The 15,622-nt window shown below is 64.9% G+C and carries 11 protein-coding genes; 10 read left to right on the plus strand and 1 reads right to left on the minus strand.

The window, feature by feature from the left end; genetic code table 11:
- Positions 1 to 1,296 (plus strand): glucosamine inositolphosphorylceramide transferase family protein (locus GTP46_RS24970; RefSeq protein WP_443093207.1); only part of this gene is annotated, 1,296 nt, incomplete at its 5' end.
- Here GTP46_RS24970 and GTP46_RS24975 read toward each other — a convergent pair.
- Positions 1,293 to 3,350, minus strand: a complete 2,058-nt coding sequence (locus GTP46_RS24975; RefSeq protein WP_371869760.1) for an acyltransferase family protein — start codon at positions 3,348 to 3,350, stop codon at positions 1,293 to 1,295. The two genes, GTP46_RS24970 and GTP46_RS24975, sit on opposite strands and share 4 nt — an antisense overlap.
- A 360-nt stretch (positions 3,351 to 3,710) precedes the next feature.
- Between GTP46_RS24975 and GTP46_RS24980 the strand changes: the two genes are divergently transcribed.
- The 9 genes from GTP46_RS24980 to GTP46_RS25020 all read left to right on the plus strand — a co-directional run bounded on the left by GTP46_RS24980 (position 3,711) and on the right by GTP46_RS25020 (position 15,617).
- The gene (locus tag GTP46_RS24980; protein WP_161009343.1) at positions 3,711 to 5,180 is read left to right on the plus strand and encodes a hypothetical protein; all 1,470 of its coding nucleotides are present in this window, start codon (positions 3,711 to 3,713) and stop codon (positions 5,178 to 5,180) included.
- A 215-nt stretch (positions 5,181 to 5,395) separates the two neighbouring features.
- On the plus strand, positions 5,396 to 6,679 hold the full coding sequence (locus GTP46_RS24985; RefSeq protein ID WP_161009344.1) for a nucleotide sugar dehydrogenase: 1,284 nt from the start codon (positions 5,396 to 5,398) through the stop codon (positions 6,677 to 6,679).
- Between the two features lie 2 nt (positions 6,680 to 6,681).
- Positions 6,682 to 7,719 (plus strand): NAD-dependent epimerase/dehydratase family protein, encoded by a 1,038-nt coding sequence (locus GTP46_RS24990; RefSeq protein WP_161009411.1) that lies wholly within the window; start codon positions 6,682 to 6,684, stop codon positions 7,717 to 7,719.
- A gap of 29 nt (positions 7,720 to 7,748) precedes the next feature.
- Positions 7,749 to 8,879, plus strand: a complete 1,131-nt coding sequence (locus tag GTP46_RS24995; RefSeq protein WP_161009345.1) for a glycosyltransferase family 4 protein — start codon at positions 7,749 to 7,751, stop codon at positions 8,877 to 8,879.
- Between the two features lie 27 nt (positions 8,880 to 8,906).
- Positions 8,907 to 10,340: a phenylacetate--CoA ligase family protein gene (locus tag GTP46_RS25000; RefSeq protein ID WP_161009346.1), complete on the plus strand. Its 1,434-nt coding sequence runs from the start codon at positions 8,907 to 8,909 to the stop codon at positions 10,338 to 10,340.
- An 8-nt stretch (positions 10,341 to 10,348) separates the two neighbouring features.
- The gene (locus GTP46_RS25005) at positions 10,349 to 11,455 is read left to right on the plus strand and encodes a glycosyltransferase family 4 protein (RefSeq protein ID WP_161009347.1); all 1,107 of its coding nucleotides are present in this window, start codon (positions 10,349 to 10,351) and stop codon (positions 11,453 to 11,455) included.
- A complete protein-coding gene (locus GTP46_RS25010; protein ID WP_161009348.1) occupies positions 11,439 to 13,442 on the plus strand; it encodes a heparinase II/III family protein in 2,004 nt (667 codons plus the stop codon). The genes GTP46_RS25005 and GTP46_RS25010 overlap by 17 nt, the downstream gene beginning before the upstream one ends.
- 17 nt (positions 13,443 to 13,459) lie before the next feature.
- Positions 13,460 to 14,488, plus strand: coding sequence for a DUF354 domain-containing protein (locus GTP46_RS25015; protein ID WP_161009349.1), 1,029 nt, complete (start codon positions 13,460 to 13,462; stop codon positions 14,486 to 14,488).
- Between the two features lie 34 nt (positions 14,489 to 14,522).
- Positions 14,523 to 15,617 carry a Gfo/Idh/MocA family protein gene (locus tag GTP46_RS25020; protein WP_161009350.1) on the plus strand — a complete coding sequence of 365 codons (1,095 nt, stop codon included), beginning with the start codon at positions 14,523 to 14,525 and terminating at the stop codon, positions 15,615 to 15,617.
- Positions 15,618 to 15,622 lie beyond the last annotated feature (5 nt).

The following is a 15,622-nucleotide window of genomic DNA, read 5'->3' on the forward strand; positions in this document are numbered from 1 at the left end:
GTGCCGGTGCAGGCGCTGGCGGCGCTGACGCCGGCCGCCTTGGCCGCCTTGCAGCTGGATGTCGTGATCAGCATCGACGGTAGCGCCTGCAGCGCGGCGGTGGCCGGCGCTGCGCGGCTGGGATCGCTGGCCCTGGTCGCGGCCGACCCGCGCCTGGGTCCCGATGCCGAGCTGGGTTTCTGGGAGTGCTTCCATGCCTGGGCCAAGACCGGCTACGCGCTGGACGACGCCAGTGGGCGGCGTTACGCGCAGGGCTTTTACAAGACCCGCGAACGATTTGCGCACAACCACGCCGTTATCGTTGCACACGGCTGCCGGCAGCTGGCGCTATTGTTGTCGCGCGTAGCCGGCGGTGCCGACTGGCCGGCGCCGCTGGCGCCGCTGGCGCCAGCGCCAGCGCCAGCCGGGCGCGCCAGCTTGCTGGATGAATTGTGCTACCTGGCGCGCGTGGGCTGGCGACGCCTGCACTACCAATGGCGCGGCCGTTACCAGCCGCGCCATTCGCGCTGGACACTGGCCGCGGCCGAAGCCAGCTGGCGCACCGTGTTTGACGGCGCGGCGCCGATGCCGGCCATGCCGGACCGACATTTCTGGGCCGATCCCTTCCTGCTGGAGGAAGGCGGCCAGACCTATTGCTTCTTTGAAGACTATGATGAGGCGCGCCGCCTCGGCCATATTGCCGTGCTGCGCCGCGATGGCGATCGCTGGCGCGAGCTGGGGCCCTGCCTGATCGAGCCGGAGCACCTGTCCTTCCCCTATCTGCTGCGCTACCAGGACGAGCTGTACATGTGCCCGGAAATTTCGGCGTCGCGCCAGATTCGCCTGTACCGCTGCGTTGAGTTTCCGATGCGCTGGGAATGCTCGGACGTGCTGATGGACCAGGTGGCCGCCGCCGACACCATGCTATTCCCGCGCGCGGGAAAATGGTGGATGCTGACCAACCTCGACCCCGGCATGGCGGGTGACCACTGTTCCGAACTACATCTGTTCCACGCGGATTCGCCGCGCAGCAGCCACTGGACGGCGCACCCGAATAATCCGGTCAAGATCGACAGTGATGGCGGGCGCAACGGCGGATTGTTGTGGGAAGGCGAGCGCCTGTTCCGTGTCGGCCAGCGCCAGGGCTATTGCGATTACGGCGCGGGCCTGATCGTGCATGAAGTAGTGGCGCTGGACGAGCAACATTACGTGGAGCGCGAAGTGATGCGCGTCGACGGCAGCCACCACCTATGCAGCAGTGGTGGCCTGACCATTTTCGACCGCAAGCAGCGCCTTACACCGCAGCGCCGCGCCTAAGGCGCCGTGGCGGCAACTGCAGCCGCAGGCGGCACCAGTGCCGGCGCCAGGAAGGTGGCGGCGCGCCGGCTGTAGAACGGGCGCATGTGAATACCATCGGTGTACAGCGGCCTGCCGTCGCTGTCACGCACCGGACACACCCCATCATGGCACAGCGTGGCGCCCGGATCGATGACCTGGGCGCCGGTGCGGGCGGCAATCTGTTGCAGGCGCGTCCGCACGGCAGCGTTATCGCGCAGGTAGCGCGCATAGTCGAGCTCGGGAATCACGGCGCGCGGATGGATGCTGTCAAAACGCGAGCCCGCATACATATTGCGCGGATCGTAGGCATTGCCCGAGGGCGGCTGCAATACCAGGAACAGGCGTTTGCCGTGCAGGCTGCGCAAGCCGTCCTCGAGCGACTGGTAGGCCAGTTCCATGGCGTCGCGGCCAGGGAAGCTGGCTTGGCGCTGGCCATCGTTGTACAGCAGCAGCTGGTTATCGGCGGCGAAGTAGCCCTGCCAGGCAGCGCCGATGACGACGGTGTCGGTGCGTGCGCTGCGCGCCAGATCGTAGGCCGCCTCGACCGTCGCCGGACACAGCGGGTACTGCACCCGCGGCAGCTTGACCGTGTGCGGAATCGGCGGACAGCCGCCGGCGGTGGCAAAGATGACCGAGCTGGTGTGCGCTTGCGGCGCCGTGAGCGCCTGTTCGATATAGGGGCCGTAATGCTGGACTACCGAGTCGCCCAGGAACACGGTCAGGCCGGCGCCGCGGCCCGGCACTTGCTGGAACACGATATTCTGGTGGCGCAGCGGCGTAAAGGCGGGTCCCGGGTAGGCGCTGTCGTTGAGCGCGTTGACAAACACGTCCGCGCCGTGGGCATTGATGCGTTCGCGCAGCAGGCCGCTGGCAGCCAGTCCACCCAGGCTGACCATCGCCACCATGCCGATGGCCAGCTGCTGCACCACGGCGCGTTTGTTGGCGACGCGCCGCAGCGGCAGCTCCAGCATGCGGTAAGTGAGCGTGGCCAGCACAAAGGCTGCGCCCACCAGCGCCAGTTTGACGCTGTAGCTGGGCTTTTCGCCATACACGATGAAGCCGTAGGCCAGCAGTGGCCAGTGCCACAGGTACAGCGGGTAGCTGATCAGGCCGATCCAGACGGCTGGGCGCGCGCCGAGCAGGCGTGCATTCAGCGGGGCGGCCGGGCCAGCCATGATCAGCAGGAAGGCGCCGCTGACTGGCAGCACGGCCCACCAGCCGGGGAAGGGCAGTTGCGCCTTGATCAGGGCAAAGCCGAGCGCCAGCAGGGCGCCACCGCCCCATGAGGCCCAGCGCTGCAGCCGTGTCGACCAGGGCGCATGGTGCAGTTGCAGATAGGCGGCGATGCCGCCGGACATCAGCTCCCAGAAGCGCGTGGCTGGCGAGTAAAAGGCGCTGGTCGGGTCGCCCTGCACCGTTGCCAGGTTCAGCGCCATCGAGGCGCAGAAGATCAGCGCCGTCACCAGCAGGAAGTTGAAATGACGGCGGAACACCAGCCACAGGATCAGTGGCCACAGCAGGTAGAACTGTTCTTCCACGCCGAGCGACCACAGGTGGAGCAACGGTTTGGTGGTCGCCGCGTTATCGAAGTAACCAGCCTCCTGCCACAACACCAGGTTGGACACGAAGCCGCTGCCGGCGGCGGTGTGCCGGCCCAGCTGGCGGAATTCGCCTTGCAGCAGGACGGTCCAGCCGAACACGGCGGTGGCGAGCATGACCAGTAGCAGGGCCGGAAAGATGCGCCGGACGCGGCGCGCATAGAAGTCGGCCAGGCTGAAGCTCCCGGAGACGAGCTGCGACATGATGATCACGCTGATCAGGTAACCGGAGATGACGAAAAAGATATCGACGCCGATGAAACCGCCAGGAATCCAGGCTGGCCAGGCGTGGTACAGCACCACTGCCAGCACGGCCACGGCACGCAGGCCGTCAATATCAGGGCGGTAGCCCAGGGCATGGGGGGAGGGCTGTAGTGCAGTGCTCAGGGCAATCTCCGGCAGGGATGGGGCGAAGGAACTTGCCGCTATTATAATAGATCAGCCCCTGCGCTCGCAATCGGGACGGGGGCTGCGGCGGCGCCACCACACTGATGCCCGTTGTCACCACTTATTTTTCCATGGGGAAATTTTTTTTTGCGAAAGTATGCTAGGATGTTTGGTGTCAGGATTGGTTCTCAAGAATTATCAAGTGCATAATTGAAGTTGCCGTCAGACTTTTTCTTGCGAGAATAATCTTCGAACATGCAGTGGCTGTCGTTACTGCCGGCTTAAGGTGGTAGAGGTGGTAGGACAGCAAAGTGGTGGGGCGCCGCAGCCACAGGTGACAAATGCGCGGCGCGCGGAAAAATCGCACTGAAGCGTCGTTCAGTAAACATCTGTTCATGGAGATTCGAAATGGCTAAGGTATCTTTTTCTCAAGATTACGTTGCTGGCCGCACAGTAGGTGTGCCAGCACGGTTAATCATGGCGTCGGCGCTGGCGCTGGGCTTGGCGCCCGTTTTCGCCGCACCAGTGGTGACGGTGCCCTACGTCGACCGCTTCGAGGCTGTGGCCACCGACGCTAATGTCGGCGTGAATGACACGATTATGAACAGCTGGGGCGGTCATCAGCCGCGCATCACACGCCACGCTGATGGCACCGTGCGCATTGCCTATCTGTACACCGACCGGACCACCGGTACCCCGTACTGGCGGCTGATGAAACGCGCCCCAACCACCAGTGCCGTGGGCACTTGGGCGCAGGAGGCGATCGGCCCGACGACCGACGATGTGGGCTTGTTGCGCGATGCGCGTGACGATAGTGCCTACGTGGTGACGTGGCCGAACAGTGTGCCGACCGTCTATGCCAGCTCGTCGTCGTTTAAGACCCCCGTCGTCGTACCAGGCTCATGGCAGGTGCTGCCTGCCAAGTTCCGCCAGTACGGTAACTTTGCCATTGGCGCGGATGGCACCATCTGCGTCAAGGCATCGCGTGAACTGGCTAACCCGATTGTGACCTCGCAGGCGCGCACCGAATATGCCTGCGGCAAATATACCGCCGCCACCAAGTCCTGGACCTGGGGCACGCAAGTGCAGCACTTGATCGGTTTGCGCCATGGCTATGACTACCTGTTCGTCAGCCCGAAAGGCATCGGCGATGGCTTGTATGGCGTCGCCCAGCGCGACCTGTACAAGACCGCCTCAAACGTGCCTTTGCTCGACCCGTCGACATTCCCGTATGTCTACAACGGCAATCGCGCCTGGCGTTCCGGCCTGAGTAGTGATGCCAGCTGGGCCCAGACCGATTCGACGGCGCCGATTGCAGCCCCGACGGGGGCTACCAAGGCGCCAGCGGCCAAACTGATCGATTCCTATGTGGATAGCAAGGGCCGCACCTTCACCAGCTTGCACAAGGAAGATCCGACCAATTCCAGCGTCTACGGCACTTACCTGACCGTCACCAGCCCAACCGGCGTGGTGTTGTATGACGGTCGCTGGCCGACCATCGAGATCTATGGCAATGTCCGCTATTTTGAGGATGCCAAGGGACGCCAGTGGCTGATGTGGACTAACCGCGGCACCAAGAGCTCGCAATTCTTCATCTATCCGGTCAAGGAAACGGCTGGCGCTGACGGCAAGCTGTCGTTCACGCTGGGGGCTTACACCGATGTGGGCAAGGCGACCTTGCCGTACGCGCTGGATGGCGTAACTTTCCTGGCGGCCCCCCGCGGTGGCAATCCTGAGAGTCTGTACGTGGACGCCATCATGAATGCCTGCACGACCACCATCGTCAGCGGTGTTCCTTACGATAGTTCGACCTGCCACAACGTTGACGGCAAGGGCTTGCAGTCGGTCTTCTACATGCGTATCCGCCTGCCTGACTAAGCACATCAGGCCGATCAAGGCGCCTTCCTCCGGCAGCGGGGGAAGGCGTTTTTTTTTCGCCGCTAGCCCCGCACGCACTGGTGGGCGTATTGTCGATACTGAATTATTCCGGTATAGTTCGGGTGCATAGTTGTAGCAAGAATTGCAATGCTTACGTGGCGCTGAAGATGTGGTGCCTTTCACTGTAGAGAGCTGTTACTAGAGAGCTGGTTGCCATGCATAATCGGAAAATTTCTGTCGTTGGACTGGGCTATGTGGGCTTGCCTGTGGCCGTCGCTTTCGGCAGCAGTGCGCCCACCATCGGTTTCGATATCAATGAAGTGCGCCTGACGGAACTGCGCAACGGCCATGACCGCACCAATGAAGTGGCTGCCGCCGAGTTGCAGCGCACGGACATCGTCTACACCGCTGATACGGCCGTGCTGGCTGGCGCCGACTTCCATATCGTGGCCGTGCCGACGCCCGTCGACGATGCGCACCAGCCTGACCTGACGCCGGTCGTGCGTGCCTCCGAAACGGTCGGCAAGGCGCTCAAGCGCGGCGATATCGTGGTCTATGAATCGACCGTCTATCCCGGTGTGACCGAAGAGATCTGCGTGCCGATTCTGGAACGGGTTTCGGGCCTGCAATGTGGCCGCGACTTCACCGTCGGCTATAGCCCGGAACGTATCAATCCGGGCGACAAAGAACATACCTTTACCAAGATCAAGAAAGTGGTGTCGGGCCAGGATGCGGCCACGCTGGAGGTGGTCGCTGCGGTGTACGCTTCGGTGGTCACGGCTGGCGTCTACAAGGCGGCCAGCATCAAGGTGGCGGAGGCCGCCAAGGTGATTGAAAACACCCAGCGCGACTTGAATATCGCGCTGATGAACGAGCTGTCGCTGATTTTCTCGCGCATGCATATCGACACCAACGACGTGCTGGAAGCGGCCGGCACCAAGTGGAACTTCCTGAAATTCAAACCAGGCCTGGTCGGCGGTCACTGCATTGGCGTTGACCCGTACTATCTGACCCACAAGGCGGAAAAGCTCGGCTATCACTCGCAAGTGATCCTGGCCGGCCGCCGCATCAATGACGGCATGGGCGCTTACATCGCCCAGCAGACCATCAAGCAAATGATCTGCGCCGGTCATGACGTCGGCAAGTCGACCGTCACGGTGTTTGGCTTGACCTTCAAAGAAAATTGCCCGGACCTGCGCAACTCCAAAGTGATCGACGTGATCCGCGAACTGCAATCGTTCGGTGTGACGGTGCAAGTGACCGACGCCGAAGCCGACAGCGCCGAAGCCGAGCACGAATATGGCGTCAGCCTGACGCCGGTGGACGCCCTCAAGCCGGCCCACGCCGCCGTAGTGGCGGTGGCCCATCACGCCTACCTGGGCTGGACCCCGGCCGACTATCAGCGCCTGCTGCAAGACAAGCCAGTGCTGATCGATGTCAAAGGTATTTGTGATCAGGCGCAGTTCCGCGCAGCGGGGATCAGCCTGTGGCGTCTGTAAGCATGGTAGCGGACGTGTACGCGCAGGTGCGCCAGCAGTTGCAGGCCGCGCCGCGCCGCTGGCTGGTCACGGGCGTGGCCGGCTTCATTGGGTCCAATCTGCTGGAAGCCCTGCTGCAACTGGACCAGGAAGTGGTTGGCCTGGATAACTTCGCCACCGGCCATGCGCACAACCTGGAGCAGGTACGTGCGCTGGTCAGCCCGCAGCAATGGCAGCGTTTCCGCTTCATGGAAGGCGATATTCGCGACCCGCAGGCCTGTGCTGCCGCCTGCGCCGGCGCCGAGGTGGTGCTGCACCAGGCTGCGCTTGGCAGTGTGCCGCGCTCGCTGGAAAATCCGCAGCAGACCAATGACGTCAACATCACCGGCTTCCTGAATATGCTGGTGGCGGCGCGCGACGCCGGCGTCGGGCGCTTCATCTATGCCGCCTCCAGCTCCACCTATGGCGACCATCCGGGCCTGCCCAAGGTGGAAGAGCTGATCGGCAAGCCGCTGTCGCCGTATGCGGTGACCAAGTACGTCAACGAGCTGTATGCCGACGTGTTTGCCCGCTGCTATCAGCTGGACAGCGTAGGCCTGCGCTATTTCAATGTGTTCGGACCGCGCCAGGATCCGGCTGGCGCCTATGCGGCCGTGATCCCCAAGTGGTATAAGGCTTTGCTCGACAAGGAGCCGGTGCTGATCAATGGCGACGGCGAGACCAGCCGCGACTTCTGCTTCATCGCCAACGTGGTGCAAGCCAACCTGCTGGCTGCCAGCAGTACCGAGCCGGCTGCGCTCAACCAGGTGTACAACATCGCGCTGGGCGACCGCACCACCCTTAACGAGCTGTTTGAGCTGATCCGTGAGCGGGTCGCGCGCGAACTGCCGGCAGTGGCGCAGGCACAGGCGCAGTACCGGCCGTTCCGCGACGGTGATGTGCGCCATTCGCAAGCCAACACCGACAAGATCCGCCGCCTGCTGGGCTACGCGCCTACGCACCGTGTGGCGGAAGGCCTGGACCAGGCGACCGCGTACTACCTGCAAGCCCTTCGCACCTGATTCTGGTGCACCCTGGAGTGGAACCGGAAATGACGTCTCAGCTGATGATGGTACTGCCGAGCTTGCTTAGGGCAGGTGCGGAAAACCAGGTGGTGGATCTGGCCAACCGTATCGACCCTGCGCGCTATGGTGTGCATTTGTTCACCTTTGAGCCGCAACTGGACCAGCTGGCCCGCATCGACGCCAGCCGGGTGCGCCACTTGCATGCGGTGCGCCGCACGCGCTGCGACCTGACACCGGTGCGCCGGCTGGCGCAAGCCATCGATGCCGAGCAGATTGACGTGGTCCACTGCACCTTGCAAATTTCGCTGCTGGTCGGCTGGCTGGCGTCGCGCCTGTCGCGCCGTCGTCCACGGCTGGTGGTGGCGATCCACACCACCATCAACCGCAATGCCAAGGCCGAGTGGCAGGACCGCCTGCTGTACCAGTGGCTGATGCGCCAGTGCGAGCAGATTGTGTTTGTGTGCGACGCCCAGCGCGCCTATTGGGAGGCCAAGTATCCGTTCATCCGCAAGCTGGCCGTGACGGTACATAACGGCATTGATGTCGGCCGTTTCGAACCGCTGGCCGCGCGCCAGGCCGGCGCCGAATTGCGCCGCCTGCACGGCATCGCCGACGATGCGCTGGTGGTGGCCCACATTGCCGCCTTCCGGCCGGAAAAAGCCCACGCCCTGGTGCTCGACGCGCTGGAGCAAGTGCTGCGCCAGCTGCCCGGTCTGGTGCTGCTGTGCGCTGGCGACGGCCCGCTGCGCGCCGCCGTGACCGAGCAGGCGCGCCAGCGCGGGCTGGCGGCGCACATCCGCTTCCTTGGCAATTTGCCGGACGTGCGCCCGGTGCTGGGTGGCGCCGACTTTGCGCTGCTGCCGTCGGTGGCGGTTGAAACTTTTTCGCTGGCCATGCTGGAATCGCTGGCGCTGGAAGTGCCGATGATCGCCTCCGACCTGGGCGGCGCGCGCGAGGCGGTGCTGGACGGCGAGACCGGGCTGATCGTGCCGCCGCGCGACGTCGCGGCGCTGGTGAAGGCGATGCTGACACTGGGTCAGGACGCGGCCCTGCGCCGCCGCATGGGACAGCGCGGCAGGGCACTGGTACTGGAACGCTATTCGGTCGATATCATGGTGGCCAAGACGGAAGCTGCCATCGCGGCGAGCCAGGTATGAGCTGGTGCCCACATTCAAGGAGTATGTATGTCGATTGAAGATTTCCTGCACCCCCTGCTGGCGGCGTACATCAATTCACCACAATGGCTGAAGGCCAGCGTTGGCCGCGTGTATGCGCTGGTGCCGGCCTCCTGGCGCCATGGCCCCGCTTACGGCCGCTACCTGGCCGAAGCCGGCGTCAGCGATCCGGTCGCGCTGAAAGCGCTGAGCCGCAGCAAGCTGGCCAGCACGCTGCGCTGGGCCATCGAGACGGTGCCGGCGTACGCCACCTACCGCCACCTGCTGGCCCAGCTGGACGATCCGGAAGCGGTGCTGCGCCAGTTGCCATTCACCAGCAAAGACGCTATCAAGCAGGCGCCCGAGGCTTACCTGTCGACTGCCATGGAGGCCAAGCATCGCTTCCCGACCTTTACCGGCGGCTCGACCTCGACCCCGATGAAGCTGTACTTGCAGCGCGGCGTGTCGCGCGCCAAGGAGCACGCCTTCGTCCAGTACTTCCACGACCGCGTCAAGCTGCGTCCGACCGATGTGGTGCTGGCCATGCGCGGACGCAATGTGCCGACCGTCAAGCGCGGCGGCGCCTTGTGGATGTATGAGCCGATCAAGCGCCACCTGATCCTCAGCACCGATCACCTGGAGCGCGAACACATGGCGGACTACGTCGAGGCCATGCGCCAGTGGAAGCCGCGCATCATCAGCGCCTTCCCGTCGGCTGCCTATCCGCTGGCGCGCTGGCTCAAGGAGCACCCGGCGCCCGAGGTCCAGGCGGGCATCGAAGCGGTGCTGCTGTTTTCCGAAAACGTCTACGACAACCAGAAGGCCCTGCTGGGCGAAGTGTTCGACTGCCCGGTGCTGCAGCATTACGGCCATACCGAGCGGGTACTGATGGCGGCTTCGATGCCGGACGATGAGCGCTGCTTCTTCTGGCCGCAGTACGGCCATTTCGAGCTGGTTGACCCGCAGGGCGAAGTGATCACCACGCCTGGCGTGCTGGGCGAAATCGTCGGCACCGGTTTTGATAACCAGGTCATGCCGTTCGTGCGTTACCGCACGGGCGACATGGCGGTGCTGTCGGCCCAGCCGCATCCGCTGCTGCCGGGTTACCCGGCGGTGGAGCGGATCGAGGGCCGCCTGCAGGAATTCCTGGTGTGCCACGACCACCGCCTGATTTCGATCTGCACCATGGGCGCCGCGCACTTCTCCGAGATTGCCGACTTTGAGCAGATCCAGTACGAGCAGTCGCAGCCCGGCCATTTCGTGCTCAACGTAGTGACCCGCAAGCCGCTGTCGGACGAGGTGCGCGCACGCATCGCCCACGCGGTGGAAGAAAAGACCCAGGGCGGCTGCACGGCCGAGGTGCAAGTGGTCGGGGAGCTGACGCGCACCAAGAACGGCAAGCTGCGCATGCTGGTCCAGCACCTGGACATCAGCCAGTACTTCGGCGCCGCGTGCATCGATTAGGCGCGGCGATGCAAGCAGATGCAGCGTGGCCGGCCGGCCAGGTCTTAATGTTCAGCACGGACGCCAGCGGCCGCGGCGGCGTGGCCGCCGTGGTGGCCGGCCTGGCGCAAGCGCCATTTGCCGCGCAACACGGCGTCGAGCTGGTGGCCAGCCACCGCGATGGCGGCGCCTGGACCAAGTTGCGCTCGTTTGGCGGCGCGCTGGCAACCCTGTTGTGGCGCTGCTGCGTGGCGCGGCCCGCCATCGTCCACGTGCATACCGCCTCGCGCGCCAGCTTCCTGCGCAAGTCGCTGCTGCTGGCGGTAGCGCGGCGCTTCGGCTGCCGCACCGTGCTGCATTTGCATGGCGGCGGCTTTGCCGACTACACCGAGCAGGCCGGTCCGCTGTTGCGCCGCTGGATACAGCACAGCTTCAGCCGCGCCAGCGCCGTGCTGGTGCTGTCCGATAGCTGGGCCGAGTTTGTGGCCGGGATGGCGCCGGCAGCGGCGGTAACGGTATTGCCGAATGCGGTGGTGTTGCCGCCGCCGGTGGCGCCGGAAGGACGCCAGCCGGGCCGGGTGCTGTTCCTCGGCCGCGCTGAAACCGCCAAGGGCATCGATGACTTGCTGGTCGCCTTGGCGGCGTTGGCGCCGTCGCGGCCGCAACTGCAACTGGTGCTGGGCGGCGACGGCGACCTGGAGCGGGTCAGCGCGCGCGCGGCCGAACTGGGTCTGAAGGACGTGCTGCAGCTGCGCGGCTGGCTGAGCCGCGAACAAGTGGCGCAGGAGCTGGCCCAGGCCACCTTGCTGGTGCTGCCGTCCTACCGCGAAGGCCTGCCGATGGCGCTGCTCGAAGCGATGGCGTGCAGCTGCCCGGTGGTGGCCACGCCGGTGGGCGGCATCCCGCAGCTAGTGGCCGATGGCGAAAATGGATTATTGGTGGCGCCCGGCGATGTACCGGCGCTGACGGCCGCACTGGCGGCATTGCTGGACGATGCAGACCTGTGCGCGCGCCTCGGTGCGCGCGGCCGCGCGACCATCGAGGCCGGCTACAGCAGCACGGCCATGACGGCCACGCTGGCCGGCGTGTATGCGCGCCTGCGCGGCGAGGTAAAAGGGCATGATGGCAGCAACTAACAACAACACCAGCCGGCTGCGCTGGCTGATCCGCCGCCTGAGCCGGATTTCCCCGGCCGAGGTGCCCTACCGCGTGCACGGTGTGCTGCGCGCTGCCGCCCAGGGCCGTGGCTGGTTTGACGCCGCGCGGGTGCCGCCGGCGATGGCCGATGCCGCCTATGGCGCGCCATGGGTGGCGCTGCCCAGCGAGCGCTGCGGCCAGGCCGAGGTGCTGGCTGCAGCCGACGCCCTGATCGCGCATGGCGTGCCGGTATTCGATACCGTGGTGCCGCTCAATGACGGCAGTCCCGACTGGAACCGCGACCCCAAGACCGGTACCGCGATTCCGCTCAGCTTTGGCCTTGACATCGACTTCCGCCATCTGGGCGAGGTCGACATCAAATACCTGTGGGAGCTCAACCGCCACGTGTGGTGGGTGCCGCTGGCCCAGGCCTGGCAATGGAGCGGCCACCCCCGCTACCTGGAACTGCTGGGCCGCTTGCTCGACAGCTGGCTGGCCGCTTGCCCGTACGCGCGCGGCGCCAACTGGTCGTCGCCGGTCGAGCATGGCATTCGCCTGATCAACTGGAGCATCGTCTGGCACCTGGTGGGCGGCGCCGAGTCGCCGCTGTTTGCCGGCGCCGCCGGCCAGCAACGGCTGGCGCGCTGGCTGGACAGCATTTACCAGCACATCCGCTTTGCCAGCGACAACTACTCCTTCCATTCCTCGTCCGACAATCACCTGATCGGCGAAGCGGCCGGAGTGGTGGTGGGCGCCGTTACCTGGGACCGCTGGCGGCCGGTGCGCGCGCTGGCCGAGCGCGCCGAGCGCATTCTGGAAGAGGAGATGGTCAAGCAGTTTGCCGCTGATGGCGTCAACCTCGAACAGGCGCTGTGCTATCACAAGTTTTCGCTGGAATTCCTGCTGGCCGCGCGACTGTCTGTCGCTGCTGGCGGGCGCCGCTTCAGTGCTGCCTTCGACCAGCGCCTGCACGCCGCGCTGCTGTTCATGGCAGCCATGCTGGACCGCCACGGCCGGGTAGCGCCGATCGGCGACGCCGACGATGGCAAGGTGTTCCGCCTGCTGGGCGATGGCGCCCGCACGCCTTATGAAGCCATGCTGGCGGCAGGCGCTCGCCTGCTGCAGGCGCCGCTGCTGGACGCCAAGCTGGCGGCGCTCGATAGTGCCGCCACGCCGGCGCGCAGCAGCCTGCTGGTGCCGGCCGCAGTGCCGGTCGACAGCCCGGCACAGTGGCCGCAATGGTTTGCCGAAGGCGGCTATCTGGTGACCGACCACGGCGCCGCCGCCGACGCGCCGCTGCGCCTGATCATGGATATCGGCCCGCTCGGCTACAACCGCATTGCCGGCCATGGCCATGCTGATGCGCTGGCGTTGTTGCTGGCGGCCGAGGGGGAGGATTTCCTGATCGATCCCGGCACTTATTGCTACAACGCCGCGCCAGCGCTGCGCCATTACTTCCGCGGCACCAGCGCCCACAATACGGTGCAGATCGACGGCAGCGACCAGTCGGTATATGGCGGCAGCTTCCTGTGGCTGCGCGATATTGCCAGCCGCATGCACACCTACCAGGACGATGGCGTGCAGCTGGACCTTGAAGCCAGCCACGACGGCTACCTGCGACTGGACGACCCGCTGCGCCATGTGCGCGCGCTGCAGCTGGACCGCAGCGCCGGTACGCTGGCGGTGACCGACCGCTTCGAGTGCCAGGCCGCCCACCAGGCCGCGCTGCACTGGCACTTTGCCGCCCATTGCCGCATCGAGCGCGACGGCGAGGCCTGGCTGGTGCATGGCCGCGCCGTCAGCCTGCGCGTGGAAATCGATGCGCCCGGCTGCAGCATCACCCTGGTGCAGGGCCAGGAAATGCCGCCGCTGGGCTGGAGCTCGCCGCGCTTTTACGAGCGCGAAGCCAGCCCGGTGCTGCGCGTCGCCGGCCCGGTTGATGCCACTACCCGCCTGCGCAGCCGCTTCACGCTGATCAAGCATTGACATACACAAGGACAGGCATGCGCATCTGGTTTGAACTGACGAACTCACCGCACATCAATATGTTTGCGGCGATGATCCGCGACCTCGAGCGCGAGCACGAGGTCATCATCACCTGCCGGCCGCTGGCCAACACCATCGACCTGCTGGACCTGCACGGCTTCAAGTACGAAGTGGTGGGCCAGCACTATGGCGGCAAGCTGTCGGCCAAGCTGTTTGGCTTCCCGGTGCGGGTGTGGCAGCTGTGCCGCTTCCTGGCCGGCAAGCGCGTCGACGTCGCCATTTCGCAAAGCTCGTTCCACTCGCCGGTGGTGGCGCGGCTGATGGGCATCCCGTCGATCTACATGAATGACAACGAACACGCCATGGGCAATATTCCGGCCTTCATTTGCGCCAAGCGCATCATGGTGCCGGAATTCCTCAGCATGGAAAAGCTGCGCAAGCAGTGGGCCAATCCGCGCAAGGTGCTGCCTTACCCGGGTGTCAAGGAAGGCCTGTACCTGTGGGAGCTGGACCAGCGCCTGGCGCAGGCGGTGCGGCCGCCGCGCGATCCGGCGGCGCGCAAGAAAGTCTATCTGCGTCCCGAACCGTGGACGGCCCAGTACTACAAGGGCAGCCGCAACTTCCTTGATGAGCTGGTGCTGGGCCTGAAGGACCAGGTCGACGTGGTGCTGCTGCCGCGCGGCAAAGAGCAGGGCGTGCACTACCAGGACGCCCGCTTTGGCGGCGTGCAGGTGGTGACCACCGCGCTTGACATCGCCGACATTGCGCCCGACTGCGATCTGTTTATCGGCGCCGGCGGCACCATGACGCGCGAGATGGCGGTGCTCGGCGTGCCGACCATCTCGGTCTACCAGGATGAATTGCTGGACGTCGACCAGCACCTGCTGCAACAAAACGCCTTCCTGCACCGGCCGCAGCTGACGGCAGCGCAGGCGCTGGATTACCTGCAGCGCGCCGCCCAGCAGCCGCCCAACCGCGGCCTGCTGGAAAAAGGCAAGCAAGCCTATGCACTGGTAAAACAGACCTTATTGAATCGCGCGGCCTGACCGCTTCCCCCACATTAGATTGAGGAAAAATCACATGATACGTCTCGCCGTAGTAGGACTGGGCAAAATGGGCTTGTCGCACCACGCGATGATCAACGCGCACGCGCGCGTCAAAGTGGCGGCGGTATGTGACGCCACCGGCTATGTGCTCGATGTGCTGAACAAATATACCGGGGTGCCGACCTACACCGATTTCGACGCCATGCTGCGCGAAGTCGAACTGGACGCCATCATCATTGCCACGCCGTCGTCCATGCACGCGCGCATGGTGCGCGCCGCGCTGGAGAAAAACCTGCACGTGTTTTGCGAAAAGCCGTTTTGCCTGGACAACGCCGAGGGTGAGGAACTGACCCGCCTGGCGCAGGAAAAAGGCCTGGTCAACCAGGTCGGCTACCACTACCGCTTTGTCGGCGCCTTCCAGGAAGTCAAGCGCCTGCTGGAACTGGACGCCATCGGCGAAGTGACCCACATGCTGGCCGAAGCCTATGGCCCGGTGGTGCTGAAACCGAAGGGGTCGACCTGGCGTACCCAGCGTTCCGAAGGCGGCGGCTGCCTGTATGATTATGCGGCCCACCCGCTCAACCTGCTGACCTGGTACTTTGGCGCGCCGCGCGGCGTCGGTGGCTCGGTGCTCAACAAGATCTTCTCGGCCGATACCGACGATGAAGTGTTTTCCACCCTGTACTTCGACGGCGGCAAGAGCGCCCAGCTGTCGGTCAACTGGAGCGATGAATCGTTCCGCAAGATGAGCACCAAGATCTCGATCTGGGGCAAACAGGGCCGCATCGTCGCCGACCGCCAGGAAGTGCAGGTCTACCTGCGCCAGGCCGATGGCCTGCCAGCGCCGTACCGCCAGGGCTGGAACGTGCGCTACACTACCGAGCTCACCGAGCCGGTCGATTTCTACCTGCGCGGCGAGGAGTACTCGGCGCAGCTGGACTACTTCGTCCGCTGTATCGAAGGGAAAGGCGCGGCCGACAACGTCAACTCGTTTGCTTCGGCGGCCGCCACCGACCGCGTGATTTCGCAGCTGATTGCGGACGCTGCCAAGGGACCGTCGCTGCTCGATGGCGATGCCTTGCCAGAGGCGCCCAAAAAGAAGAAGGGTTTCTTCTTCGGCAGCCGCTGAGCCGG

This window comes from Duganella flavida (genome assembly GCF_009857445.1).
In the GTDB taxonomy this organism is placed as follows: domain Bacteria; phylum Pseudomonadota; class Gammaproteobacteria; order Burkholderiales; family Burkholderiaceae_D; genus Rugamonas; species Rugamonas flavida.

Coding starts and splice junctions, on each gene's coding strand:
- GTP46_RS24980 (WP_161009343.1), top strand. CDS start 3,711: ATGGCTAAGGTATCTTTTTCTCAAGATTACGTTGCTGGCCGCACAGTA.
- GTP46_RS24985 (WP_161009344.1), top strand. CDS start 5,396: ATGCATAATCGGAAAATTTCTGTCGTTGGACTGGGCTATGTGGGCTTG.
- GTP46_RS24990 (WP_161009411.1), top strand. CDS start 6,682: ATGGTAGCGGACGTGTACGCGCAGGTGCGCCAGCAGTTGCAGGCCGCG.
- GTP46_RS24995 (WP_161009345.1), top strand. CDS start 7,749: ATGACGTCTCAGCTGATGATGGTACTGCCGAGCTTGCTTAGGGCAGGT.
- GTP46_RS25000 (WP_161009346.1), top strand. CDS start 8,907: ATGTCGATTGAAGATTTCCTGCACCCCCTGCTGGCGGCGTACATCAAT.
- GTP46_RS25005 (WP_161009347.1), top strand. CDS start 10,349: ATGCAAGCAGATGCAGCGTGGCCGGCCGGCCAGGTCTTAATGTTCAGC.
- GTP46_RS25010 (WP_161009348.1), top strand. CDS start 11,439: ATGATGGCAGCAACTAACAACAACACCAGCCGGCTGCGCTGGCTGATC.
- GTP46_RS25015 (WP_161009349.1), top strand. CDS start 13,460: ATGCGCATCTGGTTTGAACTGACGAACTCACCGCACATCAATATGTTT.
- GTP46_RS25020 (WP_161009350.1), top strand. CDS start 14,523: ATGATACGTCTCGCCGTAGTAGGACTGGGCAAAATGGGCTTGTCGCAC.